The organism is Promicromonospora noduliphila (assembly GCF_056951025.1).
In genome coordinates, this window is record NZ_CM167806.1 from 5,411,544 (window position 1) to 5,436,500 (window position 24,957).

Sequence of the window (24,957 nt, forward strand, 5' to 3'; positions counted from 1 at the left end):
CAGTCAACGTTTGCCCCTGTAGTCGTTGGCGCGTCGGTCAAATTCGCTGCGCCGCTGGCGTGACCATGGCAGCCCGCGCGGGCGTGGCCGATCGTGCCCGGGCGACGGGAGATCAACCGGCGCCGAGCATCATCGTCTCCGACCTGGCCGCCCGGATAATTAACTCGCCGCGTCAGCGGGAATACCGATTTAGTCCTGTCATGCGTATGACCTCAGAGACCGTCGTTGACGGCATCCGCGAACAGTTCTTCACTATCGGGGACATCCCCGGGGTGCTCTGGACGCCCGCCGAGGGCTCCGGTCCCCGTCCGCTGGTCCTGATCGGGCACGGCGGCGGCCAGCACAAGAAGGGATGGGAGGTCGTCTCCCGAGCCTTCCCCTACGTCACCTCCTGCGGCTTCGCGGTCGCCGCGATCGACGCGCCCGGTACCGGTGACAGGCCGGAGCACCCGGAGATCCGGCGGCTGGTCGCGATCAACGACGAACGAAAGGCGGCAGGCGAGCCCGCCGGCCCAGAATGGCCCGCCCTCTGCGAAGTCGTAGCGTCGCAGCTCGTACCCGACTGGCAGACCACCCTCGATGCACTCCAGAAACTGGACTCCGTCGGCGACAGCCACCCCGTCGGGTATTACGGCCTGTCCGCTGCCGGTGAGACGGGCATCCGCCTCGTCGCGACCGAACCGCGGATCAAGGCCGCGGTCCTCGGCCTCATCGCAAGCGACTGGCTCACCGACACCGCGGCACGGATCACCGTCCCGGTCGAGTACGTGCTGCAGTGGGACGATGAAGGGCATCCGCGGGACACCGTCATGAAGCTGTTCGACGCACTCGGCTCCGCCGAGAAGACCCTGCACGCCAACCCCGGCGGCCACTTTGCAATCCCGTCCTTCGAAATCGACAGCTCGATCCGGTTCTTCGCCCGGCACCTGGGCAGCCCTGGCACCGCGAGCAGCTCCTGACACCACCGGCGCGACGCCGACGTGCGGTCTGCCGCCAGTGGCTACGAGCCGTGGTCGACAGGGCAAACGTTGCCTGATACGGCACTAGGTGTCGGCACACTCCACGTCCGCGCTCGATATGCGTTTCTACAGTCCAGGTGCGTCCATGCCTCCGCCGTCTCGTCGTCGCGGCGGGCCGGCGGGCGAGGGCCAGGGTTCAGCATGCTTTGGCTGCTCAGGCTTGATCCGACGGTGTCGGTCTTGCGGGGTGGCCTCGAACGCGGTGGCGGGCCGGGTCAGGTCGGGTGGGGTCCAGCGGTTCTCGGGCTCGTCCTGGAGGTAGAAGGGTGTGGCTCCGGGTTCGGGGGCGCCGATGGTCAGCACGCCGTGGACGTAGGGCCGCTCGTACGGGTCCTCGATATACCCCGGCAGTGCGGTCGCGGCAACATGCTCAGCGATCTCACGCTCCTTGTCGCTGACCGCGGGCCTGGTGTCGCCGACCTTGGCTGCGAGCTGCTCGTAGGCGGTGATTGCGTCGATGGCCCAGCGTGCGAGGTCGTAGACCTCCATCCGCAAGACGCTCATGAACTGGCGGGGTGCAGGGGCGCCAACGTCCTGGGCTCTGGCTTGCAGAGTTCCGGCTTTCTCTTCTTCAACGAGCATCGCCAGCAACTGGCCACGGGCTTCGAACCTGCCGTAGGCGGTGATAGCCGCCAGGCGTGCTTCGAGGACTCTCCCGTATCCGCCGGTGAACCAGGCGGCGGCGGTCGGGGCTCGTTCGGTGCGGCCGGGCAGGGTCTGGGTGCTGGTGTTCTTCAGCACGCCACGGCGGACCACGCCGACGGGTGTGGGTGTGGCGGTCGGGACGGTGCTGACCTCCAGCGGGTACAGCACCTCGATGGGTGCGACTCCGAGCGCGGCTGCGAGTACCGCGACGTCTTGCAGGTAGATCTTCTCCCGGGGCCTGGTCTCCAGGTTCGCGATGCTCGCCCTAGCCATCGGGTAGCCCAGTTCTGCGGTTCGTTCGGCGACCTGCTGCGTGGTCAGCCCGGCGGCCCGGCGGGCGGAGCGCAGCCGCTCGCCGATGCCCGCGGTCCAGGAGCTCGACCACGCTTGGCCGCCGCGAACCGTGCCGTCGACGCGCTCGCGAACATAGCGAGGTTGCTGGTCGGATCCAGCGTGCGGGTCGGGGTGCTCGGGCTCGGTGGGGTGTCCCATGCCCATCAGGCTATCTCTGGAGTGCATGATCACAACATCCCAGTCCGTCATGTGTAAGTCTTGCACATTCTGATCTGGCGACCTACCGTAGTGCACAGACGTGGTCCGCCATGTGTGCCACGACTGGGTACTGATGATGAGCGACCAGAGCACGGGCGCAGTCCGGACGGCAGGGCCGGACCGCCACCCCGACCAGCGACCCGCCAAGGTTCTCCCGCGCGCTGACGGCGAAGCACCTCCTCGTTCCGGTCGGACAGGCCCGGACGGTGTCCGGCCGGCGTTCGCCACCCCGGAGGGGCTCCGCGCCCTGCTCGACCGTCTCGCCGGGGGAGGCGATGCGGCGTGGGCGACCGCTCCCGAGGCCACCGAGCTGCTGGCGTACTGCGCCGACCGGTACCGCCACCTAGCACGCAAGCACCACCTCACCGAACATGACGCCGCCGTCGCGGCGTTCGAAGCCCTCCGCAGTCCCGCCGTGCGACGGGCACGAAACCCCTGGGCGGTCGTCACCACGGCGGTGGCCCGGACTCTGCGGGCCGAGGACCGCGCCGATCAGCTGCTGTGCTCGCGGGACCGCGCACGTCGCCTGATGGCCCGCCCCGACCTGCCACCCGCGATGCGCATCGGTGACCCCTCCGCCCCGAGCACGAGCTCGGACGGCGAGGCTGCGCCCTGGCTCGAACTCGCCCTGGCCACCACACGCTCCGACCCCGCGGCTGCCGGCGATGTCGACCCGACCACGGCCGCTGCCGTGCGCCGGGTCCGGGCCGCGACCCGGACGGCTATCGCGGTTCTGGTCGCGGTCGGGTGGCCTGAGGACGTAGCCCGGCGTGGGCTGGAGCACATCGCCACGACTCTGATCACGGCCAGCGGTGTTCCGGCGGCGCGGGACCGGCTCCGCAAGGACCACCACCCGGCAGCCGCGCTGGACGTCGACCAGCCCACCTGGACCCGCCTCGTTTCAGCCGTACTCGGAACACCGAGCCGCGACGGCCTGCTCCACCGCCTCCTAGCCGGCGACACCGCACACTTGGTGATCGAGCAGGACGCGCACGACCTGACCCCGCCACGCCACCTCGACGCCCGGGAGGCTCAGCATGCCGCATGACGACACCGACGGGCTGCGGCTCGACCGCGCCGTCGACTCCATCACCGTCGGGTACCGGCACCGGCGCGATCTCGGCGACCTCCAAGCGCTGTGCGACTCGATCCGTCGTGTCGGGCTGCTCGGCCCCCTGACCGTTACCCCCGACGGCCTACTCCTGTGCGGGTGGCGACGCCTGGAAGCCGTCAAGCTGCTCGGCTGGAAGACCGTGCCGGTGTTCGTCCGCCGTGCCACGGAAGGGCTACGGGACCTGATCGCCGAACACGACGAGAACACCATCCGTGAGCCGCTGCCGCTGGAGACTGCCGAGGAGCTGTACCGCGAGTACAAGGCCGCCGAGACCGAACAAGCCGCCCACCGGCAGCAGGCCACCCGCTTCCACACCACGAAGAACGCGACCAACGCGGGCTGGAAGGACGGCAACACGAACGGCGGGGGCAAAAGGGACAACAACGGCCCCGCCGAATCGGCGGCACCGAACCAGCAGGGCGAGCCCGTTCCGGGCCAGCATGGTGACGCGCGCGCCAAGGCCGCCCGGATGGTCACCGGGACCAAGTCCTACACCCGGCTCGAACACGCCGGACGGATCAAGGACACCCGCGACGACCCCGACATGCCCGACCACATCCGTGCCATGGCCGAGACCGCCTGGAACGACATCACCACCAACGGCGCCTCCCCAGAGAAGGAGTGGAAGCAGATCCGCACGGCGATCACCGAGCACCACGCCACCGACGCCGAACCCCCGGCAGGCGACGGCCAGGACGATCCAGCCGAACTGGCCGCCATCGCGCAAGCAGCCCTCGCCCGAACACGCACACCGCAACCCAAGGCGCCCGCTTCCGACGACGCCAAGCCAACAGTTCCAGGTACGGCGCGACCCCTCGCCGAGGTTGTTGCTGACATTCAGGAGTGGATTGACCACGCCGACGTCGCCGGACTCGCCGCGGGCATGAGCAGCGGCGACCTCGTGCGCCTGCACAGCACAACTGAGCGCCTCGAGCACTTGTGCACCGAGATCCATGCCGCTCGCCACAAGAGGCACCCTGCACTCCGGCGCCAGAAACCCACCGGAGCACAGGATCACCTCGTCAACGAAGAACAGCCTCCGCTCTGGTAACCGAGCCCTACATGCACGGCGTCGTCGCCGCCGAGACAGCATCACGGTTCCGATCTCCCCGAGCCAATGGCCGATCTTGCTCCTCTTCGAACCGGGCGGCTTGCGCGCGGGTCGATAGCATCGCGCGATGGACTCCATGGCAGTGACGACCCATGGCGGTGCGAGGCTCCATGTGGGCGTCTGCGGCACCGGGCCTGACGTCGTTGTGCTGTCAGGCGGACCGGGATGCGTCCACTATTTGGAGTCGGACGAGTTGGCGCCGAAAGGCTTCCGAGCGTGGTTCCCTGAACCCCGCGGCGTCGGCCGGTCCGGAGGCGGACCACACACGATGGCGCAGGCCGTGGCCGACCTTGAGGAGGTGCGCAGCGCAGCCGGCATCGCGAAATGGATCGTGCTCGGTCACTCCTGGGGCAGCGACCTCGCCGTCCGCTACGCGCTCGACCGCCCGGAGTCGGTGGTGCGGGTTGTCGGCATCGCCGGGCACGGGCTGCACAAGGACCGCTCCTGGTCCGTGGAGTACGAGTCGGGACGAGCCACAGATCCCGGCCCCGACATCGCCTGGTCGGCCGAGGTCCACGCCGCGCTCCAGGCCTCGTTCCTCGACTGGATCCACGAGCCGGGTCTCTGGCGCACCCTGGCCGACTCTCAGGTGCCGATGACCTTCTTCGCCGCGGGTGCGGACATCCGCCCGTCGTGGCCGCTCGCCCAGTTGGGTGAGCTCGTCCCGTGCGGTCTCTTTGAGACGGTTCCCGATGTCCCGCACGACTTCTGGCAGACCCATCCAGAACTGTGGCGTGAGGTAGTCACCGCAGCGTGCGGCCGGTACTGACCGGAGGCCGATCGTCAAACGCCAACGGCACGGATCAAGCCCTCGTCCACGGCCGGGATCTCGAACGCGTGAAGGTAGCGAAGAGCCAGTTCAGGCGGCACGACGACGTCGTGAGCACGCTCGCCTCACCGAGGCCGTGTTGAGTCACGAGCCACTAGTTCGGATCAACTGAGTGCCGGCACCTGTGCCAATGTTGGGGCCATGCGACTGCAGCGCGGAGTGACCCTAGCGGGGATCGAGCCGGGCCTCGCGCGCAGCGTTGCGCGGACTTGCCTGCATGGCTGGACGTTCACCGAACGCATCGCATACCTCGTCAAGGTCGACGTTCCTCAGGCCGAACTGCTTCTCCAACAACTTGAGGCCGCGGGATACGTACTACGCCAGACCGGCGAGGGCGACGACGGAGAGCCTGAGACCTTGTGGATCACGACTCTTCTCGGCAGTGCCCTGGCTGGCGCCTCGTTCCTCAAACCGATCTCCCGAACAAAGGCGGAAGCCCTCCTCGCCGACGTCCTCGACCGCGCTGCGGAGTACAACGCAGACCCGGACAAGCCGCTATGGATCGAGAGGATCTCCCTGTTTGGCTCACTGCTGGACGAGACGGCCACCGACTTCGGTGACGTCGACCTCCACGTAGTGCTTGAGGAACGTCCTGACCAGGACACCCCACAGGCGGCGCTGGCCTACGCCCGCGCTTCAGGCAAGACGTTCGCCAACTACATCGACGAGCTCGGCTGGGCCAGGACCGAAGCCAAGCGGCTCCTCAAGAACCGCAGTGGATACCTCAGCATCCACACCGAGGACCTCAGCGACGTCACGGACCAGATGCGAGTCGTGTACGAACGCCAAACCGCCGGAGCGCAGCGTCACGCCGTCAACGAAGAGCAGCCTCCGCTCTGGTAACCATCGGGCTCTCCCGCCGTCCCGCGGCAGCCTGAGTAGCGGCCGTTGCTCGCTTCGCCTTCTTGGCTTCCTCCTTGCCGATGTCGACCATCTCCTGCAGCACGGCCGACGTGTCCGGCGCCAGACGCAGCCGCTCGATGTAGTGCTCCCCGGTCACCCCGGCATCGATCTTGTGCCCCAGCAGTGCTGCCGCGTCCGCCGCCCGCATCCGCCGCGCGACATAGGTCGCCACCGTGGAGCGCAGCAGGTGGGGATGCACCTGACCGGTCATCTTCGCCAGCGCCAGCGCGGATCGGAGAGTGCGGCGCATGTTGGCGGTCGTCTGCTCCTTCGACACAGCCCGCTCGTCCTTGAACCGACGCGACGGAAACACCGGCATCTCCGCGGTCGTCACAGCAGGGCGGATCTGCTCCAGCGACTCCACGACGAACGCCGGGATGATGATGGTCCGCTCCCCCGCGTCGGTCTTCGGTTTCGGTTGCCGCACCGTGCCCTGCCCCTTCACGTCCGCCAGGGTCGCCTCTACGGCGATCGTTGGCAGCCCGTCCGGGGACAGGTTCACCTCGCCCCAGCGCAGCGCCATCACTTCGCCGATGCGCATACCGGTCCCGAGCATCACGTCGATCGCCGCAGGGAGGTGCCCCGTCGGCTTCGGCCCGGGCTTGCCCTGACGGTCCTTCTCCCACGCCCGGACCGCGGCACGCAGCCGGTACACGTCCGTCACCGTCATCGCCCTGGGGTTCGGCTTCTTCCTCGCCGGTGCGATCGTCTTCCGCATTGGGTTGTCCCGGATGGCGTCATGTACGACCGCGCGGTCGAGCACCATGCACAGCGCGGACCGCACCTGCAGCGTTGTGACGACCATCTCCTGCCCCTTGGCCTGCCGGCCTTCGGACTTACCCAGCTTCACGATCCCGTCCAGGAACGCCTGGCAGATGGCGGGGGTCAGCTCGTTCAGGCGGCGCTTGCCCAGCTTGGGCACCACGTGGTTACCCAGCAGCCGCTCGTACTCGTCCACAGTCTGTGGACGGATCGGCGGACGCGGCCACTCCGAACGCACCCGCATCTCGGCGACCCACTGCCGGCACGCAAGCCCGACCTTCGAGTTGGGCTTCAGGTCGTCCGAGCCGCGGGCTGCGCTCAGCCGCTCCACGACGCCCTTCTGGACCTTCAGCCGGGCTGCATCGTCTGTCGACGCGTTGCGGGACACCCACGTCTCCGTACCGTCCCACAGGCACAACCTCGTGCGCCCACGCCATGTCTTCGGGCCGGTCTGCTGAAGGAAGATCTCGCCGTGTTCGCCCGGCTCCAGCTTGTGCTTGCCCACGGCTCACCACCCCGACCCGTCAGCATCAGCAGCGGGACCGTCAGCGGTGTTGTCGGGACCTTCGGCGGCCTCGGCGCACGCCTTCAACCACGCCCGGACATCGGCGTCCGCGAACAGCAGGTGCCGGCCGATCCGGTGCGCCTTCGGCGCCCGCCCGTGCTTGCGCCACGTGTGGACCGTGGCAGGGGTCGTGCGCACGAACGTGCAGAGCTCGTCCAGGGTCCACATCGGGGTGCGGTCCAGTGGTTCCTCGGGCTCGGCGCTCATTCCCCTCATGAGTCCGGCGGCCACCTGGAGCCACGTCGGACCATGGGCACTGAGTGGCACCCGTGGGCGCTCAAACCGTGTCACGAACCGTGTCATCCTCGTTGCACCATTCCTTCTCTAGGTGCCCTGCGAGGAACGTCGAAGGCCGCTGACCTGCTCTTTCGAGCGGATCAGCGGCCTTCACCGGGTGGAGCTAGGGGGATTCGAACCCCCGACCTTCTCATTGCGAACGAGACGCGCTACCAACTGCGCCATAGCCCCTCGGACTGCAGAAGAGTAGCACTTCACATCAGGTCATCCGCAACTTGATGCCGTGTCGCGCGGGTCACCAACCCGGGGCCCGCGTGCCCCGGACCAGCACGATCGCCCGGCCCGACCAGCGAGATCACCCCGCCGCCCGCCGTCGCGCCAGGATCTCCTCCAGCGGCGTGGCAAGCGTCTCGGACTTCATGCGCGGCGGCTCGCCCCGCAGCAGCTCATCCTCCGCGACCGGGTCCACCTCGGCATCGCCCGACGCCGAGGCAGGCGCCCCGGCAGTCACTCCAGCAGCCGCGGCACCAGCCACCCCGGAAGCCCCCGAGCCAGCACCCCCGCCCGCCGTCGGCCCAGCCTCAGCCGCCGCACCCGACGCACCCTGCCGACCGGAGCCGCCCGAACCCGCCGTCGGCCCCGAAGCAGACGACGAAGCGGCCGGGAGCGCCGCCGGCTGGCGCTGCGGCGCCGCCGGCTTGGTCACGTAGGTGGGCAGCGGCACCGGGACCGGGTCCCACGCACCCCCGCTGACCGGCTCTTCCGCCGCGGCGGAAGAGCCGCCGTCCGACGCCTCGACGGGCACCTCGATGACCTTGGGCTCGTCCGGCCCGTCGAGGATCTCGTCGAGCACGTTCTTGCCGCCGACCCGCGGGATCGCCTGGGTCTCCGTGTCCGAGCCGCGGGTGGCCAGGCCGACCACCTGCGCCCGGTTGCGCGGCGCGTACGGGCCGCCGTTCGCGAGCGCACGGGCCTGCGTGGCGCGCTGCCGCGCCTCGCGCACGGTCGCCTGCCACCGGGCGTCCGCCCGCCGGGCGGCACGGGCCGCGCGTCGGCCCAGGAACAGCACGAACAGCAGCATGGCCGACGGCGCGACAGCGGCGCCCCAGTGCAGCCGGTCGAACCCGACGAGCGTCCAGGCGACCACGCTGCACAGGAGCAGGAACACGGAGACGAGGAACCGGCGCCGCGCCCGGGCGGCCCGGCGCGCACGCCGCTCGGCCCGGCGGAGGCGCTCCGCCGTCAGCGGGCGGCCGCGGACCATGATCTGGAGGGGGTGACCCTGCTTCGGGGTCGGGCGGGCGACGCGTGGCAGGCCCTGGCCGGTAGCCCGCGGGTTGCCGTCGGTAACCATCGCCCCTCCCTTCCTACGTGAGCCGCTCATCGCGACGATGCGCAGCCCTCCCGAGAACCGGTCCGTCACCCGCGCCTCGGCAAGCTCTGCCCGACGCCGCACGAGGCTCGGCATCCAGTAGCCCAACCACAGGACGAACAGCGCTACGGCTGTGAGTCCCCCGGTCGCTTCCACAACACGACGTTAGGCGAGCAACACCACGGCCCGCCGCACCACGCGCGGCGTGTCCCACCGTCACAGGGCTTCCCGCGTGCGCTGCCAGCGTGCCAGCAGCCCGTCGGGGACCTCCTCGCTGGTGATGGCGAACGTGCGGTGGTCGCGCCACTGCCCCTGGATGTGCAGGAACCGCTCGCGCACGCCCTCGTCCCGCAGGCCTAGCTTCTCGACCACGCGCAGGCTCGGCTTGTTCTCGGGCCGGATGTTGATCTCGATGCGGTGCAGGCCGAGGAAGAAGGCGTAGTCGGTGGCCATCGCGACACCCGTGGGGATGACGCCCCGCCCCGCCACGCTCTCGCTGACCCAGTACCCGATGCTCGCCGAGCACATCGAGCCCCAGGTGATGGACGCGACCGTGAGCTGCCCCACGAGCGCGCCGTCGAGCTCCACGCCGAACGGGAGCGACGTCCCGGCGCGGGCCTGCGCGGACAGGGAGCGCACGTACTCGCCGAACGTCGAGGCGATGTAGCGGTTGGCGCCGGGCGACGTCGCCTCCCAGCGCTCCAGCCAGGCCGCGTTCTCGGCCCGCAGGCGGGCCCAGTCGGTCGCGTCCCGACGCCGGAGCGGGCGCAGCACTACTGTCCCCGCCGCCGTGTCCTCGCGCAGCGTCACCGGCCATGGCTTGGCCACCGTCCACCCCTTACCAAACAGTCCCGTGGTGCCTTCCGGCACGTCCGACTTACTCGACGGCATCATCGTTCGCCCCTTGCCACGTCCCCTGACGAATCCCGGCGTAGGAGAGGGTCTACCACGCTCGGTGGTCCGTGACCCGTCGAGCAGCCGCTCGGTCATGTTCTCGCCTTCTTGTTGCGCTGTTCGTAACAATCTTGTCTCGGAGTCTTGGCACAATAGCGGTCATGAGCGGCATCTCTGTCCCGACGCCACAGCCTTACCCCGTCCGCCCCGGGATGGAGACAGGTGACGCCAAGGAAGAGCTCCGCCGCGCGATCCGCGCACAACGCGGCCAGCGGTCCGCCCGGCTGAGAGCCCAGGCCGCGGAGTCGTTCGCCGACGTCATCGAGTCCATTCCCCAGGTGCGCGACGCCGGATGCGTCGCCGCGTACGCCGCCCGCACCGCCGAACCCGGCATGCTCCCGCTCCTGGACCGCCTCACGACCCGCGGCGTCCGCGCGCTGCTCCCCGTGCTCGGGGCCGGCCTCGCCCGCGACTGGGCCGAGTACACCGGATCCGACGACCTCCTGGAGCGCGCTCCCGGTCGGCCGCCCGAGCCCGGCGGCCCCACCCTCGGCACGGACGCCATCAAGCTGGCCGACGTCGTCCTGGCGCCGGCTCTCGCCGTCGACACCCGCGGGGTACGGCTCGGCCAGGGCGGCGGCTGGTACGACCGCGCGCTCACCCACCTCCGCCCGGGCGCGAAGGTGGTCGCCGTCGTCTTCCCGGAAGAGGTGTACGACGCCGCGGACCACCCGCTGCCGCGCGAGGAGCACGACATCCTGGTGCACGCCGTCGCGACGACCGACGACTGGCGCTGGTTCACCGCATAGTCCTTCGCGGCACGGCCCCTCGCGGCATGTCCCTTGGCGGCATGTCGCTGGCGCAGGGCGCCGCACGTCACGGCGTGAGGATCTGCTCGTCCTCTTCCGCCGCGTCGACCGCCTCGGGGCTGAACGGCCACGGGAAGGTCTCCCCCGTCGCCCAGGCGCCGAGCTGGTCGTCGTAGTGGGCCGACGCCGGATGCCCCGACGTACCGGTCACGACCACCCAGGTCGAGGCGTCGAGGTCGGCCATGTCGACGACCATGCGCATCGACGGGCCGCTCGTCACCCCGAAGCTGCCGCTGGACGCGTCCCACGACGTGGCGTTGACGATCGAGGAACCGCCGCCCACCTTGACGGGGGCCGGGTTCATGTAGGTGGAGATCGGCGCGGGGATACCCGACCCGCCGAGGATCAGGTGCTCCAGCTTGAGCTGGTGCAGCGTGCCCCACTCCCAGTCGTCCGCGTCCTTGCCGAGCTCGACCGTGAGGTCCTGGCGCGCGCTGAGCAGCGCCTCCGTCAGCACCTGGTCCCGACTCTCGACGACGGCGACGGTGGACTTGTCGTCCCAGAACGCGTCGTTCGGGTTGTCGAGCATGCCCTGGATGACGGCGAGCCAGCGGCTGCCGCCGTCGGGCCACATGGACTCCGGCAGCTCGTCGTTGAACGTGGTCTCCAGGAGGTTGCGCCACACCGCCGAGAAGTAGGCCGCCGCCGCCGAGTCGGCGTCCATGGACCTGTCCCAGTCGGCCAGGAGGGCCTGGCCGTCCGACTCGTAGCCCGCCGGGAGGTCCACCTCCAGCAGCACGGGCACGAGGGTCTCCGCGAACACGCTCCACTGGTCGAGCTGGATCTCGGACATATCGTCGGCCGTGAGCTTGCGCCCCTCGGCGATCCGCTCGCTGAGCAGGGTGCGGATGCGTTCCGAGCGGTACCCGTAGTCCCAGTCGCGCGTGATGAACGGCCCAGAGCCGCCCGGCAGCACGGCCTGGTTCGCCGCGACCACGAAGCCCTCCTGCGGGTCGATCACGCCGGGCATCTGGGCCGGGTCCACGTAGCCGGTCCAGTCGTAGCGGGCGTCCCAGCCGGGGCGGGGCCAGGTGCCGTCGGACTCCACCGCGCCCGGCACGTTGGCGCGCACCGGGATCTTGCCCGGCGCCTGGTAGCCGATGTGCCCGTCGGTCGTGGCGAACACGATGTTCTGCGCGGGGACCTCGAACTTCGCGGCGGCCGCCTTCATGTCCTGCGCGTTCCTCGCGCGGTTCATCTCGAACACGGCGTCGGCCGTGCGGCCGGGCTCCAGCGCGGTCCACTGCAGCGAGATCTCGTACTGGCCCAGCGCGGTGCCGGTCTCGGTGGGCGAGTCGCGCACCGCCTCCATCGCGGCCTCCTCCATGACGGACGAGATGATCGGGCCGTGCACGGTCCGCCGGACCTCCAGGTCGATCGGGCTGCCGCCGTCGACCCGGATCACCTCCGTCTCCTTCTCCATCGGGACCCACTGGTCCTCGCCCCGCAGGTAGGTGTCGTTGCGGACGCGCTCGATGAAGAAGTCGGTGACGTCGGCGCCCATGTTGGTCAGGCCCCAGGAGATGTCGGCGTTGTGCCCGATGATCACGCCGGGGAACCCGGAGAACGAGAACCCGGACACGTCGAAGGGGCACTCGGCGCTCACCTGGTTGCAGTGCAGGCCCACCTGCGCCCAGATGCCGGGGGCGGCGAGGTCGAGGTGCGGGTCGTTGGCCAGCAGCGGCTGGCCCGACTCCGTGTACTGGCCCGACACCGCCCATGAGTTCGAGCCGGTGCCCTCGCCGCGCGCGATCTGCACCGGCACGGCGTCGAGCGCCTGTTGCGCCGCCTCGACGGCGGCGGCGAGGTCCGGGTTCTTGTACAGGTCCGCCGTGGCCGGGTCCGCCGTGGCCTGGTCTTCCGTGGCCGGGTCAACCGTGGCCGACGTCGTCTGGGCGCCCTGGGTGGTCGGCGTCGTCGCCGTGGCGCCCGCCTCGGTGGGATCGAGGATCGTCGCGTTGCCGGTGCCCGAGTACGCGGGGAACAGCTCCGCGACCCGCGCGGCGTCGCCGATGGTGCTGAAGGCGAGCGCCCGGTCGAGCTCGTCCTCGTAGTTGCTGCGCAGGTCCCAGGCCATGGCCTTGAGCCAGGCGAGCGAGTCGATGGGATCCCACGGCTCGGGCTCGTTCACCTCGACGCTGACGTCGAGCACCGTGTACTCCACCGCCGTCTCTGCGGGGCTGCGGTCCGCGAGGTAGGCGTTCACGCCGTCCGCGTACGCCTGGAGGTACTGCCGGGTGGTGTCGTCGAGGATGTTGAACTCCTCCTCCGCGACGTGCCGCCAGCCGAAGGTGCGGATGACCATGTCGGCCGAGATCGCGTCGGCGTTGTTGCCAACGAGCTCGGCCAGCCGGCCTGCGGTCACGTGGCGGCGGTAGTCCATCTCGAAGAAGCGGTCCTGCGCGTGCACGTAGCCCTGCGCGCGGAACAGGTCCTCGGCCGAGTCGGCATAGATCTGCGGCACGCCCTGGGCGTCGCGGCTGACGCGCACGTCCGCGCCGAGGCCCTCGACCTGCACCTCCCCCGAGTGCTCAGGGAGCGGACGGCGGGCGGTGAGCCAGCCGAAGGTCGTCGCGGCGACCAGCGCCAGAACCAGGACGACCGCCGTGCCGACCAGGAACTGGCGGACGCGGGAGGTACGGGTCCGACGCCGACGAGGCTTGGCGGGCCCCGCACCGTCGGAGGAGGCTGTCTCGGCGGGCTCTACGGGCTCGGCGGAAGTGGTCGCGGACACGCAGTGGAGACTACCGCCCGCCCCTGGGCTTCCGTGAACGCGCTCGGGTGAACGGGATCGGGAGATCCTGGGACTATCCCCAGCCTGTTGACCGTTACTATTGGCACTCGGAAACCCCGAGTGCCAGGCCCGGTCCCGGTGAGCGCGCGATGCCCCAGGTCCGCCTGACGTCCCAGAGGAGTGCACGTGCCCACCTACGCGTACCGGTGTGCCGACTGCGGCCACGCGTTCGACATCCACCAGGAGTTCAGTGACGAGTCGCTGACCGTCTGCCCCGAGTGCCAGGGCCGCCTGCGAAAGGTGTTCAGCTCGGTGGGCGTCACCTTCAAGGGTTCCGGCTTCTACCGCACCGACTCGCGAAGCACGTCGACGAGCAGCACGGTGAAGGCTGGGGCGTCGGGGTCGTCGTCGAGCTCGTCGAACGGGTCTTCGGGCTCGTCGTCGGGTGGTTCTTCGTCGTCTTCGAGCTCTTCTGGCTCGTCGGGCTCCTCGTCGAGCGGTTCCAGCTCGGCGAAGGCCGCCTCGGCCTGAGGATCTCGCTCCCTGGCGTGCCGTGGCGCGCTGGGCAGGGCAACTCTTGGACCGCCAGACCTGCCGAGATCGGCAGTTTCGCAGCGGTCCGTGCGCCGAGATCGGCAGTCCACGACGGCTGGGGCGCTGAGGTCGGCAGTCCGCGACGGTCAGGGCGCCGAAATCGGCGGTCCGCGACGGCTGGGAGCCGAGATCGGCAGTCTGCAGCGGTCCGTGCGCTGAAGTCGGCAATTCTCACGGATCCGTACGCCGAGATCGGCAGTCCACGACGGCCAGGGCGCCGAGGTCGGCAGTCCGCATCGAGATCGGTCCAGGGCTGTACCGATCTCGATGCGAATGGCCGACTTCGATGCCACGTGCCGACTTCGCGGGGTACATCCTGGATCCAGGTCGTGCGATGCATCCTGGATCCAAGGTGTCCCCTCCAGAAGATTCGCGACCGGTCCGCGGTCGCTCCCGACCAGTTCCCGGGGATCCGAGCGCGACCACAGGCATCACTTTCCCGGGGTTGTGCACAGCCTGGCCGACGGCGGCACCAGGCTCCGGGCTCGGCCGCCTAACGTCGCGGTCATGGGACTTCTCGACACGCTCGCTGAACCGGCCGTACGTCACGGTTCACCACGGGACTCCGGTTCGCAGATGCCGCTCGGCGGCCCACCGCCCGTCCCGATTGCCGGGATCGCGCACGACGAGCGACGCGCAGGGCTCACCAGCTCCCCGATGGACCCGAGCCGGCAACTGGACGCAAGTCAGCAACTGGACGCGAGCCGGCAACTAGGCCCGAACCGGCAGCGCCTCGACCCGCCCCGTCCGGGCCGGCAGCGCCTAGGTCACCGTCCGGGCCTGCTCGGTCCGGCCACAGTTCGCAAGGTGCGGCGCATCCTGTGGCGCTGGCGTTTCGCCCTCGCGGCCGCCGCGTTCGGCCTCGCCGTCGCCCTGACGGTGCACCTCCTGCGCCCGCCGCCACCCCCGACCGTCGACGTCGCGGTCACGGCCCGCCCCGTCGCGGCCGGAACCCCGCTGAGCAGGGAAGACGTCGTCGTCCGCTCCGTGGCCACCGACGTCGCCCCGCCCGGTGCCGTACATACGGTGCGCGGCCTGCTGGGCCGCGCGGCCGTGGTCGGGCTCCCGGCGGGCGCACCCCTGCACACGGCCCTCGTCTCGGACGACGGCGTCTCCGCCGCCGCCCCGCGCGGCACGGTAGTGGTCCCGGTCCGCCTGTCCGACGACGCCGTGGCCGCCCTCCTGCGTCCCGGCGACCGCGTGGACCTGCTCGCGGGGACGACGTCGGGCAGCGAGCCGGCGACCGCACCGCAGTACCTGGCCCGCGACGCGCTGGTGCTGCCCGTCCCCGCCGGGCGCGAGCCGGAGGCGACCGGCGGGCTGCTCGGTCCGGCGTCGGAGGCGGACCGGCCCGTCACCTTGGTCGCCGTGACCCCACAGGACGCCCCGAAACTGTCGGCGGTCTCGGGCTGGGGATCGGTGACGGCGGTACTAGTGCCATAGGCGGGCAGTGCTGGGATCGGTGACGGCAGTGCCGGTGCCCCGAGCGGCAGTCCCTGGGATCGGTGACGGCGGTGCCGGTGCAACGAGCGGCAGTCCTGGAGCGGGGGCGGCAGTCCTGGAGCGTAGGGGAGCAGTGCCGGTGCTGTAGGAGCGGCGGCTGGTGCCGTGGGCCGAGGCCGGACCTTCTTCCGGCGGCCTGCGGCATCGGGCATAGTGGGGCCAAACGGCGCCGTAATTCGGCGGAATGTGCCGTTCGAGGTGCGGAATCTCCGAACAAACCGGAGAATCCATGACCGGGCCGATCCCGGCGGCCCGAGATCATTCGTGAACAACAGCAGGGGAAACAGAATGCTTCAGGGTTTCAAGGAGTTCATCACGCGCGGCAACGTGCTCGACCTGGCCGTCGCCGTCGTCATCGGCGCTGCCTTCTCCGGGGTCATCAGCGGCCTCGTCGACGGCTTCATCATGCCGCTCATCGGGTGGCTCGTCGGCGCCCCCGACTTCTCCGGTATCGCGTTCAGCATCCCGAACTGGCGCGGCGAGTCCACCGAGTTCCCGATCGGCCTGTTCATCCAGGGCCTGATCATGTTCCTGCTGATCGCGTCGGCGATCTACTTCTTCGTGATCCTCCCCGTCAAGAAGCTCATGGAGCTGCGCAAGACGCCCGAGGAGGAGACCGTCGAGGAGCTCGCGGCGGAGGTCGCACTGCTCACCGAGATCCGCGACCTGCTCCGCACCCAGACCAGCTCCCCCACGCAGTCCAACTAGCCCCGCCCGCCCAGCCCCTCACCGGCACGCCTGGTGTGAGCGGCCCGCCGCGCCCACGCCGGTAAGCCCGAGGGCCCGACGCCAGCCTGGCGCACCTGGCACCCCCATATGCGCCGGCGGAGCACCCCGCGGACCAGTGTGGTCGGTAAAAGGTCAGGTGATCGGCATTCCGAGTTGCCGATCACCTGACCTTTTACCGACCACACGCGCTCAGCCCAGCCCAGCAGATGGTCAGGCCCAGTGCGGCGGGACGTCCTGCCGGAGCTGCTCGTCGTTGGAGCCGTGGCCCGCGTCGGGTTCGGCCTCGCCGTCGGCGCCCTCGCCCCAGCCGGCCGGGCGCTCGTCGGCGCTCACGCCGAGTACCACCTCACGCTCGTTCCCCCGCCGCACGGCCCGCCGAGGACCCCGCCGCCGGGGTGCGCCGCCGCCCCGAATCGGGCCGCCCCTCACATCCTCCGACGCCGTGCTCGAAGACACCGCAGTGCTCTCGGACGACACCGCAGTGCTCTCGGACTCACTCACGACACCATTGTCGCCCAGCAAGCCCCACGCCCAAGCCACCACCCGACGAAGGTCCTCCGCGAAAACGGGGTCTGGCATGCGTCTCGCGTCAAACCCATGCCAGATCCCGTTCTCAAGGCGGACCTTCGATGCCGGCCGGAACCATCACGAGTCGCGGACGGTTCCCGTGCCCGACCACCGCGAGTCACGGACCGCCCCCGCACCCGACCACCGCGAGTCACGAACCGCCCCCGCACCCGACCACCGCAAGTCACGAACCATCCCCGAGCCCGACCAGCGCAAACACTCAGTCGTCCAGCACCTGCGGCACCACCAGCTCCGCCGCCGGGGCCACTCCCCCGGAGACCCCCACCCGGGCGTCCCGCACCGAGAGCACCACGCGCCGCACGCGCTCCGCCTCGGCGTCCGGGTCCAGGAACGCGGCGGCCGACCACACCTGGGCCACCACCCACCCGAGCCGTTCGAGCCGCTCGGCGAGCTGCCGGTCGCGCACGCGGATGGAAGGTTCGGCCACGTAGGCGGCGTCGTCGGTCAGGACGGCCACCAGGAGCTCCCCCGGCAGGTCCGGGTGCCCCACCGCGAGCGGGATCCGGTCCCCGCCGGGCAGGCCGTAGTCGGTCTCGACCACCAGGCCGGACCGCCACAGCCGCTCGCCCAGGTCCACGACCAGGCGGTCGATCGACCGTGCCACGTCCACGCCGTTGCCGATCTCCACCTGGTCCGCGAGCCCGGAGCGCTCCTCGGCGAAGGCCAGCACCTTCGCCAGCATCTGCGGCCCGGGCCCCCGCAGCCGCTCGGCGTCGAGGTCCGCGGCCGGGAAGCACGACACCACGTGCAGCCGCTTGCGCGCCGCCCCGAGCGCGCCGAGCAGCATCGCGTCGCCGCCGCCGTCGCCGAGCACGCCGAACCGGTGCAGCACGCGGCCGTGCGGCGTCCGCCCGAAGCCGAGGGTCAGCACTATCGTGTCGCGCGCGAGCCCGGCCACGCCCGTCACGTCGGCGACCACCACCGGCTCCGGGCGGGACCCCGCGAAGAACGGCGCCAGCGCGGGGTTGGCCCGCACCTCCGCGAGCAGCCGCTCACGGATCCGGTCCGCGTGCGCGGCGGTGACGGTGACGATGCCGAAGGTCTCCTCCGGCCGGGTCAGCGCGTGCTCGATCGCGAGGTCGACCACCCGCTCGACCTCGGCCCGGGTCGACTCGACGGTGCCGGAGACCGGGTCGGGCATCCCGCTCCCGTCCACGAGCGAGAAGTGCACCAGCGCCTCGGTGCGCGGCACGGGCGCCGGGCGCATGATCCCCTCGTACCCGTGCTCGGCGAGCAGTGCGGTGAGCTGCGGGTCCCGCCGCGCGGGCTCCGGCTGCAGCGACACGCGCGGTAGCAGCCGCGCCAGGTCCCGCACCGCCGTGCCCGACGCCGACCGCGGGTCGCCGACCACGACGATCTGCCGGCCACGGGCCAGCGCAGGAACCACCACCTCGACCGGCACGTGCTGCACCGCGTCGAGGATCACCAGGTCGGCGTTGCGCTCCGCCGGCAGCAGGTGCGGCACCAGCGTCGGCGTCGACACCCAGGTCGGCCGCAGCCGACGCACGGTCGAGCGGTGCTCGGCGACGAGGTCCCGCATCGACGTCAGGCCGCCGTCGACCAGCTTCGCGTAGAGCGCCTCGGCGTCCTCGCGCTCGTCGCGCATCGCCGCGCCGAGGTGGGCGCGCACCGCCGCCCGCACGGGCGCGGACAGGGACTCGACGTGCCGCCGGTCGAGCTCACGGAACCGGCCGGCGAGGGCGTCGAGCCCCGCGCCGTCCTGCCCGGCGAGGTCGGGCTCGGTCGCCAGGATCTCCTCGAACACGGACGACCACCACGACAGCTCCAGCTCCGGCCCCACGAGGTCGGCCTCCACGCGGCGCCGCTCGAGGTCGTCGACCAGCTCGCCGAGCCCGGCCTGGCGCAGGCGCCGCAGCACGGCGGTCCGCTCGGGGAGCTGGGCAAGGGCCTCCTCCGTCTCCGACAGGGAGGCGAGCCGCTGCACCAGCGCGAACAGGTCGAGGTCGAGCAGCCCGCCGCCCGCGTGCGACGAACGCAGCACCGGTTCGAGCGCCTCGAGGTCGATGCGCACCGCCTCGTAGGTCTCCTCCACGCCGGCCAGCCCCTCGGGGAGCGTCGGCCAGCCGCCGCGCGGGCACTGCGCCTGCCACACCTCGCGCTGCCGCTGCACCTCGACGAGCGCTGCGTGCATGTCCGGGACGCGCACCCCGGGCCGCACCATCTCGCGGGCACGCCGCTTCAGCCGGCGCCGCTCGAGCCAACCCATCTCGACGCCCTGCTCGGCTCGCTGCCGCCGCGAGGCCGTCGCCTGCACCATGTCGGCGGCCGTGCGCTCGAAGACCATCGGCTGGAACACGTCGAGCGTGCCCCGCATGCCGCCGAGCATCGCGAGCTGCTCGCCCCACTGCCGCGCCGTCGACGCCGTGACCAGGCCGGTCACGCGCGAGACGTACTCGATCTGCTTGCGCAGCTCCGGCAGCGTGTGGTCCGCCAGGCGGTTGACGCGGGCGAGGGCGACGCGCGCGTCGTCGTCGGTCAGGATGTGCGCGCCGAACCACGGGCTCGACGCCGACCGCAGCGTGAACGCACCCAGCTCGGCGGCCCGTTCGAGGTCGGCCGCGAGCTCGGCACGGCGCTCCGTGCCCAGCGCGAGCACCGTCTGGGACTCGAGCCGCACCCGGGTCGCCGGCGCCGGCCGCTCGGACGTGAGCCGGGCCAGCGCCTGCAGGGCGTCGTAGGCGGACACCCGCCACGGGTCGCGCACCCGGTGCAGCGCCTCGATGTAGCCGGAGAGCTGCGCGCGCGCCCCGATCAGCGCGTCCCGCACGCGCGCGACCTCCGCCGCGTCGATGTGCTCCTGCGTCGGCGTCATCGCCTCCAGCAGGCGGCGCGACGCCGACGTGCGCCACGTCGGGACGGGCGCGATGTCGAGCAGCAGCCCGCCCAGGCCCAGCGCGTCCAGCCGCGCGGCCAGCGCGTCCGCAGCCCTGCGGTGCCCCGGCACGTACAGCACGGACCGCCCGCTCGCGTTCGCCTCCGCGACGACGGCGGACAGCGTGCCGGCGACGTCGGACCCCACCGGGGCGTCGACGAACAGGTGGCTGCCCGTCGCAAGGGCGTCCACCACGTGCCGCTGGTGCGGGTCCAGGTCGCCGACGCCGCGCTCGTGCGCCGGGTCGGCGTCCCCCACGCGCGGCTCGGGCAGCTCCAGCCTGCCCAGCCGGGTCACGGACTCGTCCACGCCGCCGAGCGCCGCGACCACCTCGTGCCGCCCGAGCGCCGGGCCGAGCTCGTCGAGGTCGTCCACGAGCACCTGCCCCGGGTGCACGAAGGTGCCCACCAGCACGCGCCGGTCCAGCTCGAAGTCGCCCAGCACCGCCGACCCGAGGCTCGCCACGCGGTCCAGCACGTCCGTCGGGTTGAACCCGGCGAGCGTGAAGGTCGCCTTGGCCAGGGCCACCGGGTCGAGCAGCGCGCCGTTGGCGCGCAGCGTGCGCGCCACCACGGGGTTGAGCTCGGCCGTCGGGTCGAGCGTGATGTCGTAGTCGCCCTCGCCGTCGCTGCGCGGCGTGAGCATGACGGGCCGGAGCAGCACGGGCGCGCGCACCACGCGCGGCTCCTGGTCGTCGTCCGACGACGGCGCCCCGGCGGCCGACGGCAGGGCCAGCGTCACGATCGGGACGGACTCCGTGAGGGGCGGGGCCTCGGCGGGGCTGTCGGCGGAGTCCCCGCCCTGTTCCGACGTCGAGGCGATGCCTGACGCCGACGCGACGCCGGACGCCGAGGCCGCACCGCGCGCAGGCGCCGAGGCGGCACGGGACGCAGGCGCCGGGGTCGCGCCGCGCGCAGGCGGCGAGCCCGCGGGACCCAGCACCCGGGTGATGGCCTCCATGTCGTTGGCGGAGCCGTCGCGGGCCGGCCGCTCGGTCCACGTGGCGACGCCGATCGCGAGGTAGGTGGGCGACACCCCGTAGCGCTGCGCGTGCTCGGCCGAGCGCGCGGCGACCGCCCGTGCCCGACGGCGGGCGGCCGGGCGCGCACCGGCCTCGCGCACCAGGTTGGACAGGCGGGTGGGCCGGCCGGCGAAGAGCTGGGCGACGCCGGACGGGTGCGCGGCCGACAGGTCGATGACCGCCTCGCCGAGCAGTCCGACGTCGGCAAGGGAGGAGCCTCCGGCGAGCCGGACGAGGCTCGCGCGCCAGCGTGCCACCGACTCGGCCATGGGGTCCCCCGCGGACCCCGCAGCCTCCGACGCAGCCAGCTCGGCGGCCCGGTCCACGGTCTCGTCGTTCAGCGCGGCCGAGAGCTCCTCGGACAGGTCGGCCGAGATCCCTGGGGCGGCTGCGGTCTGGCGGCGTGCAGCGTTCACGCCAGCACGCTAACCGCGTGGCGTCCGCAACGGCCGGACGCCACGCCGTGCGACACGCCGGAGCGCCCGACGCCCCGGCGTGTCAGATGTCCGGGCCGCCCGGGCGAGCGAGGCTCTCCGGAGCCGCCGGGCCGACGTCCGCGACGGTATGCGGGCGCCCCGGGCCGCGGCATGCCGAGCCCCGCGCCGGGACATGCAGAAGCCCCTCCGGCAGGGGGTCCGAAGGGGCTCAGCAGACGGGCCGGAGCCCGACAGGGAATGACGATGCGCACCGCGCAGGGGGCGGGCGATGCGCACCGTCCTGTGAGAGTCTGCACCTGTTCCCGGCGGACGTCAACACCGAGTCGGACGATCGTCCAGGTTGGAAGACGTGGGTCACTGAAACGTTATAGAAGGGCAATTTCTGCCCCTTCGACTGGCCCGTTTGATCACGTTCTCTACCGCGATATTCCGCCGTTCCGGCACCCCTCGCCGCGGCGTTCCCGCCGCCGTCGTCCGCACCCGTCCGCGACGGCGCCGAGCCCGTGTTCCGCGCCCACAAGATCACCCGCTCCGGGGCGCCGCCCGAGGGTGGCGAAAAAGCCTCGACACCCCCTCCTAGACTCGATCGCTTGTGAGCACACTCGTCGAGGCTGTCTTTCCCCGCCGGCTCGGCCGGTCGTTCCGCTGGCTCGTCTCGGCATCATGGACCAGCAACGTCGGCGACGGCATCGCGCTCGCCGCCGGACCCCTGCTGGTTGCCTCGCAGACCGACAGCGCCTTCCTCGTCGCGCTCGCCGCCATGCTCGAGCGGCTGCCGTGGCTCCTGTTCGGCCTCTGGGCCGGTGTGCTGGCCGACCGGCTCGACCGCCGCACGGTGGTCATCGTCGCAAACGTCATGCGCGCGGTCGTCGTGGCGGTGCTGTGCGTGTTCATCGCCACCGGGACCGTGTCCATCTGGCTGGTCCTCACCTCGATGTTCCTCTGGGGCACCGCAGAGGTCTTCGCCGACACCACCCAGCAGACCCTGCTGCCCATGCTCGTCGACCCCAAGGACCTCGGCACCGGCAACCAGCGCCTCCAGGCCGGCTTCCTCACGGCGAACCAGTTCGCCGGCCCGCCGCTCGGCGCGTTCCTCTTCGCGGCGGGCATGGTCTGGCCGTTCGTGGTGCAGGTGGTCTGCGTGGCCCTCGCGGTCGTCCTGGTCTCGCGGGTCCGCCTGCCCAGCGCCCCGCCCCGGACCGGCCCGCCGACCCACGTGCGCCAGGACATCGCAGAGGGGCTGCGCTGGATCTGGCACCACGCACCGGTGCGCACCCTGGCGATCGTCATCCTCACCTTCAACATCACGTGGGCCGCGCCGGGCGCCGTACTCGTGAAGTACGCGCTGGACCACTTGCACATGACAGAGATCGGCTACGGCCTGCTCACCACGTCGGCGGCGGTCGGCGGCATCGTGGGCACCGTGGCGTACGGCTGGCTGGAGCGGCACGTGGACCTGGCCACCCTGATGCGCGTGTGCCTCACCCTGGAGGTGCTGTACCACGCGGCGTTCGCCCTGACGACGACGGGCTGGGTGGCGATCATGATCATGGGCGTGTTCGGGGTCTACGCCTTCGTGTGGGGCACGCTCTCCACGACGGTCCGGCAGCGCGCGGTGCCCCGCGAGTTCCAGGGCCGCGTGGGCTCCATCTACATGATCTGCGTGTTCGGCGGCGTCGCACTCGGCCAGCTCCTCGGCGGCATCATCGCCGAGCACTGGGGGCTCGTCGCCCCGTGGTGGTTCGCCTGCGCGGGCGCGGGCCTCACGCTCGCGCTGGTCTGGAAGTCCCTGGGCAACATCGCCCACGCGAGCTCGGCCGACTAGCTGGGCCACCAAGGGACCGAACGCACCGAGTTCGGTCCGTTGCCCTGAGATCGGTCCGGCGATGGACCGATCTCAGGACAAGCGACCGATCTCGGGCCGGCCCAGTGGCCAGAGGACCGATCTCAGCGGGCCGTGACCATCGGGACCGAGCCCGTCTCCGTGAACTCGCGCAGGCGCTTGCGCACGGTCGACTCGCTGACGCCGACCTCCTCCGCGATCTCCCGGACCTTACGGCCCTCCGCGCGCAGGTCGATCATGCGCTCGGCGGCCGCCGTGCCGAGCGCGGTGCTCTGCCGCGGCGTGCGGGGCGCCGGCGTCGCCTCCCGCACGTTCGCGGCGGCCCGGGCCGCAGCGACGGACGGCTCCGCAGGCACCGGCTCGGGCTGGGCCTCGGCCTGGTCGAACACGCCATCGGGCTCGGGCGCGCGCTCGCGCACCCCCTGACGCGGCATCTCGAGGGCGGCGCTGCGCCGTCCGGTCCGGCGCTGCGGCTCACCGTCACGCCCGCCGACGGCGTCGTACCGCCCCGAGGCGCCGTCTCGCGCCCCCACGAGGACGTCACCCGTCTCCACGGCACCGTCGACGTCGGCCGCGCCACCGTCGTACCGCGCCACGGCCCCGTCGCGCGCCCCCGTACCGCCGTCGTACCGCTCCACGGCACGGTCGGCCCCGGCGTCGTACCGCGCCGAGACGGCATCACGCCGCCCGCCGACGCCGTCGTACCGCTCCCCGAACCCGGTGAGCCCGGCGAACTCGGCCGCGACCGCATCGGCGGCGCGGTCCTCGTACTCGGGCGCCCCGAACTCGGCCCGCGCGCCCGACGCCCGCGTACCGGATGCCCGGGCGTCCAGCCGCTCGTCGGTGAGGATGCCGGTCAGCCGCTGGCGGTCGGCGGCGTGCAGGCGGGCGACGTCGGCGGTGCCGTCCCCAACCGCGGCGAGCGCCTCGCACCAGGCCGCCACCTGCGCCCGCATCTCGGTGGGCGGCACGGTGCGCAGCGCCACGGAGCGCGCCCTGCGGCGTCCGGCCTCGGCCCGGTTGAGCCGACGGCGGGCGGCCCGCGAACCGTCGTTGAGGCTCTGGGCCCGGAACAGGTCCTCGGTGGTGAGGAAGAGCGCGTGCATACGGGCCGACTGCCGCATCGCCGACCAGGACGTGCCGGTGGCCAGGTGCCGGTCGCCGATCAGGGCGAGGTGCCACATGAGCGCGGCGAGCAGCGGCACCAGGAACCGGAACAGCACGGCGCCCACGGGGTGGTCGATGTAGGCCTCGTGCCAGGCGGCGAACACCCCGGAGGCCGAGGAGAGTGCCCAGGTCAGGGTGAGCAGGGTGCCGCCGGGCCGGTTGTCCCGCGCGGCCTCGCGGGCCAGCAGCGCGACGGTGACGAGGGAGAGCTCGAAGACGCCCGCCGTCGCGTACGCGGTGCCCTGGTTCATGGCGAGCACGTCGATGCCGAACTGGACCATCGCCAGGTACGCGGAACCGGTCGAGATGAGTGCGACGGATATCGCGCCGGTGAGCACCAGGTTGCGGGAGCGGCGCGTCGGGACGGTCGTACCGGGGGGCATCCGGTCGGCGGGGGCCACGGTGATCTCTCCTTGGTCGAGGTCTGTCGGACGACAGTATCGGACAACAGTTCGAATGCCCAGGGGTTCGGGCGCAGACGAAGATATCGGACAAGTGTGACGAGCCGGTATCGTCCGAGACTCGGCTGCACCGGGATCCGGCCCGGTGCACCATGGAGACGGCGCGGTTCGGCGC

At 71.6% G+C, this 24,957-nt stretch carries 19 protein-coding genes and 1 tRNA gene; 10 read left to right on the forward strand and 10 right to left on the reverse strand.

Features of this window, described 5'->3' with window-relative positions; all coding sequences use genetic code 11:
- Positions 1-59: 59 nt before the first annotated feature.
- The gene (locus AC0QU1_RS23570; RefSeq protein WP_483572889.1) at positions 60-959 is read left to right on the forward strand and encodes a dienelactone hydrolase family protein; all 900 of its coding nucleotides are present in this window, start codon (positions 60-62) and stop codon (positions 957-959) included.
- A 126-nt stretch (positions 960-1,085) separates the two neighbouring features.
- Here the strand turns inward: AC0QU1_RS23570 and AC0QU1_RS23575 are convergent, their stop codons facing one another.
- Positions 1,086-2,207, reverse strand: coding sequence for a helix-turn-helix domain-containing protein (locus AC0QU1_RS23575; protein ID WP_483572891.1), 1,122 nt, complete (start codon positions 2,205-2,207; stop codon positions 1,086-1,088).
- An 85-nt stretch (positions 2,208-2,292) separates the two neighbouring features.
- Here AC0QU1_RS23575 and AC0QU1_RS23580 point away from each other — a divergent pair, with 85 nt between their 5' ends.
- The 4 genes from AC0QU1_RS23580 (at position 2,293) to AC0QU1_RS23595 (ending at position 6,113) form a co-directional block, all read left to right on the forward strand.
- Positions 2,293-3,264 carry a hypothetical protein gene (locus AC0QU1_RS23580; protein WP_483572892.1) on the forward strand — a complete coding sequence of 324 codons (972 nt, stop codon included), beginning with the start codon at positions 2,293-2,295 and terminating at the stop codon, positions 3,262-3,264.
- Positions 3,254-4,381 carry a ParB N-terminal domain-containing protein gene (locus tag AC0QU1_RS23585; RefSeq protein WP_483572894.1) on the forward strand — a complete coding sequence of 376 codons (1,128 nt, stop codon included), beginning with the start codon at positions 3,254-3,256 and terminating at the stop codon, positions 4,379-4,381. The genes AC0QU1_RS23580 and AC0QU1_RS23585 overlap by 11 nt, the downstream gene beginning before the upstream one ends.
- Before the next feature lie 136 nt (positions 4,382-4,517).
- The gene (locus AC0QU1_RS23590) at positions 4,518-5,210 is read left to right on the forward strand and encodes an alpha/beta fold hydrolase (RefSeq protein ID WP_483576795.1); all 693 of its coding nucleotides are present in this window, start codon (positions 4,518-4,520) and stop codon (positions 5,208-5,210) included.
- A gap of 201 nt (positions 5,211-5,411) precedes the next feature.
- The gene (locus AC0QU1_RS23595; RefSeq protein WP_483572895.1) at positions 5,412-6,113 is read left to right on the forward strand and encodes a nucleotidyltransferase family protein; all 702 of its coding nucleotides are present in this window, start codon (positions 5,412-5,414) and stop codon (positions 6,111-6,113) included.
- On the opposite strand, the gene AC0QU1_RS23600 is transcribed toward AC0QU1_RS23595, so the two are convergent.
- From AC0QU1_RS23600 to AC0QU1_RS23620, 5 genes are all read right to left on the reverse strand, one after another.
- Positions 6,085-7,440 (reverse strand): tyrosine-type recombinase/integrase, encoded by a 1,356-nt coding sequence (locus AC0QU1_RS23600; protein ID WP_483572896.1) that lies wholly within the window; start codon positions 7,438-7,440, stop codon positions 6,085-6,087. The two genes, AC0QU1_RS23595 and AC0QU1_RS23600, sit on opposite strands and share 29 nt — an antisense overlap.
- A gap of 3 nt (positions 7,441-7,443) precedes the next feature.
- Complete coding sequence (locus AC0QU1_RS23605) at positions 7,444-7,716, reverse strand: helix-turn-helix transcriptional regulator (protein ID WP_483572897.1); 273 nt, start codon at positions 7,714-7,716, stop codon at positions 7,444-7,446.
- 179 nt (positions 7,717-7,895) lie between these two features.
- Positions 7,896-7,968, reverse strand: a tRNA-Ala gene (locus tag AC0QU1_RS23610).
- Between the two features lie 124 nt (positions 7,969-8,092).
- Entirely contained in the window at positions 8,093-9,091 is a 999-nt protein-coding gene (locus AC0QU1_RS23615) for a hypothetical protein (RefSeq protein WP_483616327.1), read from the reverse strand.
- Between the two features lie 234 nt (positions 9,092-9,325).
- Positions 9,326-9,937: a GNAT family N-acetyltransferase gene (locus AC0QU1_RS23620; RefSeq protein WP_483572899.1), complete on the reverse strand. Its 612-nt coding sequence runs from the start codon at positions 9,935-9,937 to the stop codon at positions 9,326-9,328.
- Positions 9,938-10,164: 227 nt separating this feature from the next.
- On the opposite strand from AC0QU1_RS23620, the gene AC0QU1_RS23625 reads away from it, so the two are divergent.
- Positions 10,165-10,812 (forward strand): 5-formyltetrahydrofolate cyclo-ligase, encoded by a 648-nt coding sequence (locus tag AC0QU1_RS23625; RefSeq protein ID WP_483572900.1) that lies wholly within the window; start codon positions 10,165-10,167, stop codon positions 10,810-10,812.
- A gap of 67 nt (positions 10,813-10,879) precedes the next feature.
- On the opposite strand, the gene AC0QU1_RS23630 is transcribed toward AC0QU1_RS23625, so the two are convergent.
- The gene (locus AC0QU1_RS23630) at positions 10,880-13,606 is read right to left on the reverse strand and encodes a penicillin acylase family protein (RefSeq protein ID WP_483572901.1); all 2,727 of its coding nucleotides are present in this window, start codon (positions 13,604-13,606) and stop codon (positions 10,880-10,882) included.
- A 186-nt stretch (positions 13,607-13,792) separates the two neighbouring features.
- On the opposite strand from AC0QU1_RS23630, the gene AC0QU1_RS23635 reads away from it, so the two are divergent.
- From AC0QU1_RS23635 to mscL, 3 genes are all read left to right on the forward strand, one after another.
- Positions 13,793-14,137 carry an FmdB family zinc ribbon protein gene (locus AC0QU1_RS23635; RefSeq protein WP_483572902.1) on the forward strand — a complete coding sequence of 115 codons (345 nt, stop codon included), beginning with the start codon at positions 13,793-13,795 and terminating at the stop codon, positions 14,135-14,137.
- A gap of 870 nt (positions 14,138-15,007) precedes the next feature.
- Entirely contained in the window at positions 15,008-15,643 is a 636-nt protein-coding gene (locus AC0QU1_RS23640) for an RcpC/CpaB family pilus assembly protein (RefSeq protein WP_483572903.1), read from the forward strand.
- A 348-nt stretch (positions 15,644-15,991) separates the two neighbouring features.
- The gene (gene mscL, locus AC0QU1_RS23645; protein ID WP_483572905.1) at positions 15,992-16,411 is read left to right on the forward strand and encodes a large conductance mechanosensitive channel protein MscL; all 420 of its coding nucleotides are present in this window, start codon (positions 15,992-15,994) and stop codon (positions 16,409-16,411) included.
- Between the two features lie 231 nt (positions 16,412-16,642).
- Here mscL and AC0QU1_RS23650 read toward each other — a convergent pair whose 3' ends face one another.
- Together AC0QU1_RS23650 and AC0QU1_RS23655 are read right to left on the reverse strand one after the other, a co-directional pair.
- The gene (locus AC0QU1_RS23650) at positions 16,643-16,765 is read right to left on the reverse strand and encodes a hypothetical protein (protein ID WP_483572907.1); all 123 of its coding nucleotides are present in this window, start codon (positions 16,763-16,765) and stop codon (positions 16,643-16,645) included.
- A 454-nt stretch (positions 16,766-17,219) separates the two neighbouring features.
- Positions 17,220-21,350, reverse strand: a complete 4,131-nt coding sequence (locus tag AC0QU1_RS23655) for a hypothetical protein (RefSeq protein WP_483572909.1) — start codon at positions 21,348-21,350, stop codon at positions 17,220-17,222.
- Positions 21,351-21,963: 613 nt separating this feature from the next.
- On the opposite strand from AC0QU1_RS23655, the gene AC0QU1_RS23660 reads away from it, so the two are divergent.
- The gene (locus tag AC0QU1_RS23660; protein WP_483572910.1) at positions 21,964-23,196 is read left to right on the forward strand and encodes an MFS transporter; all 1,233 of its coding nucleotides are present in this window, start codon (positions 21,964-21,966) and stop codon (positions 23,194-23,196) included.
- Between the two features lie 122 nt (positions 23,197-23,318).
- Here AC0QU1_RS23660 and AC0QU1_RS23665 read toward each other — a convergent pair whose 3' ends face one another.
- Positions 23,319-24,782, reverse strand: coding sequence for a helix-turn-helix domain-containing protein (locus tag AC0QU1_RS23665; protein ID WP_483572911.1), 1,464 nt, complete (start codon positions 24,780-24,782; stop codon positions 23,319-23,321).
- Positions 24,783-24,957 lie beyond the last annotated feature (175 nt).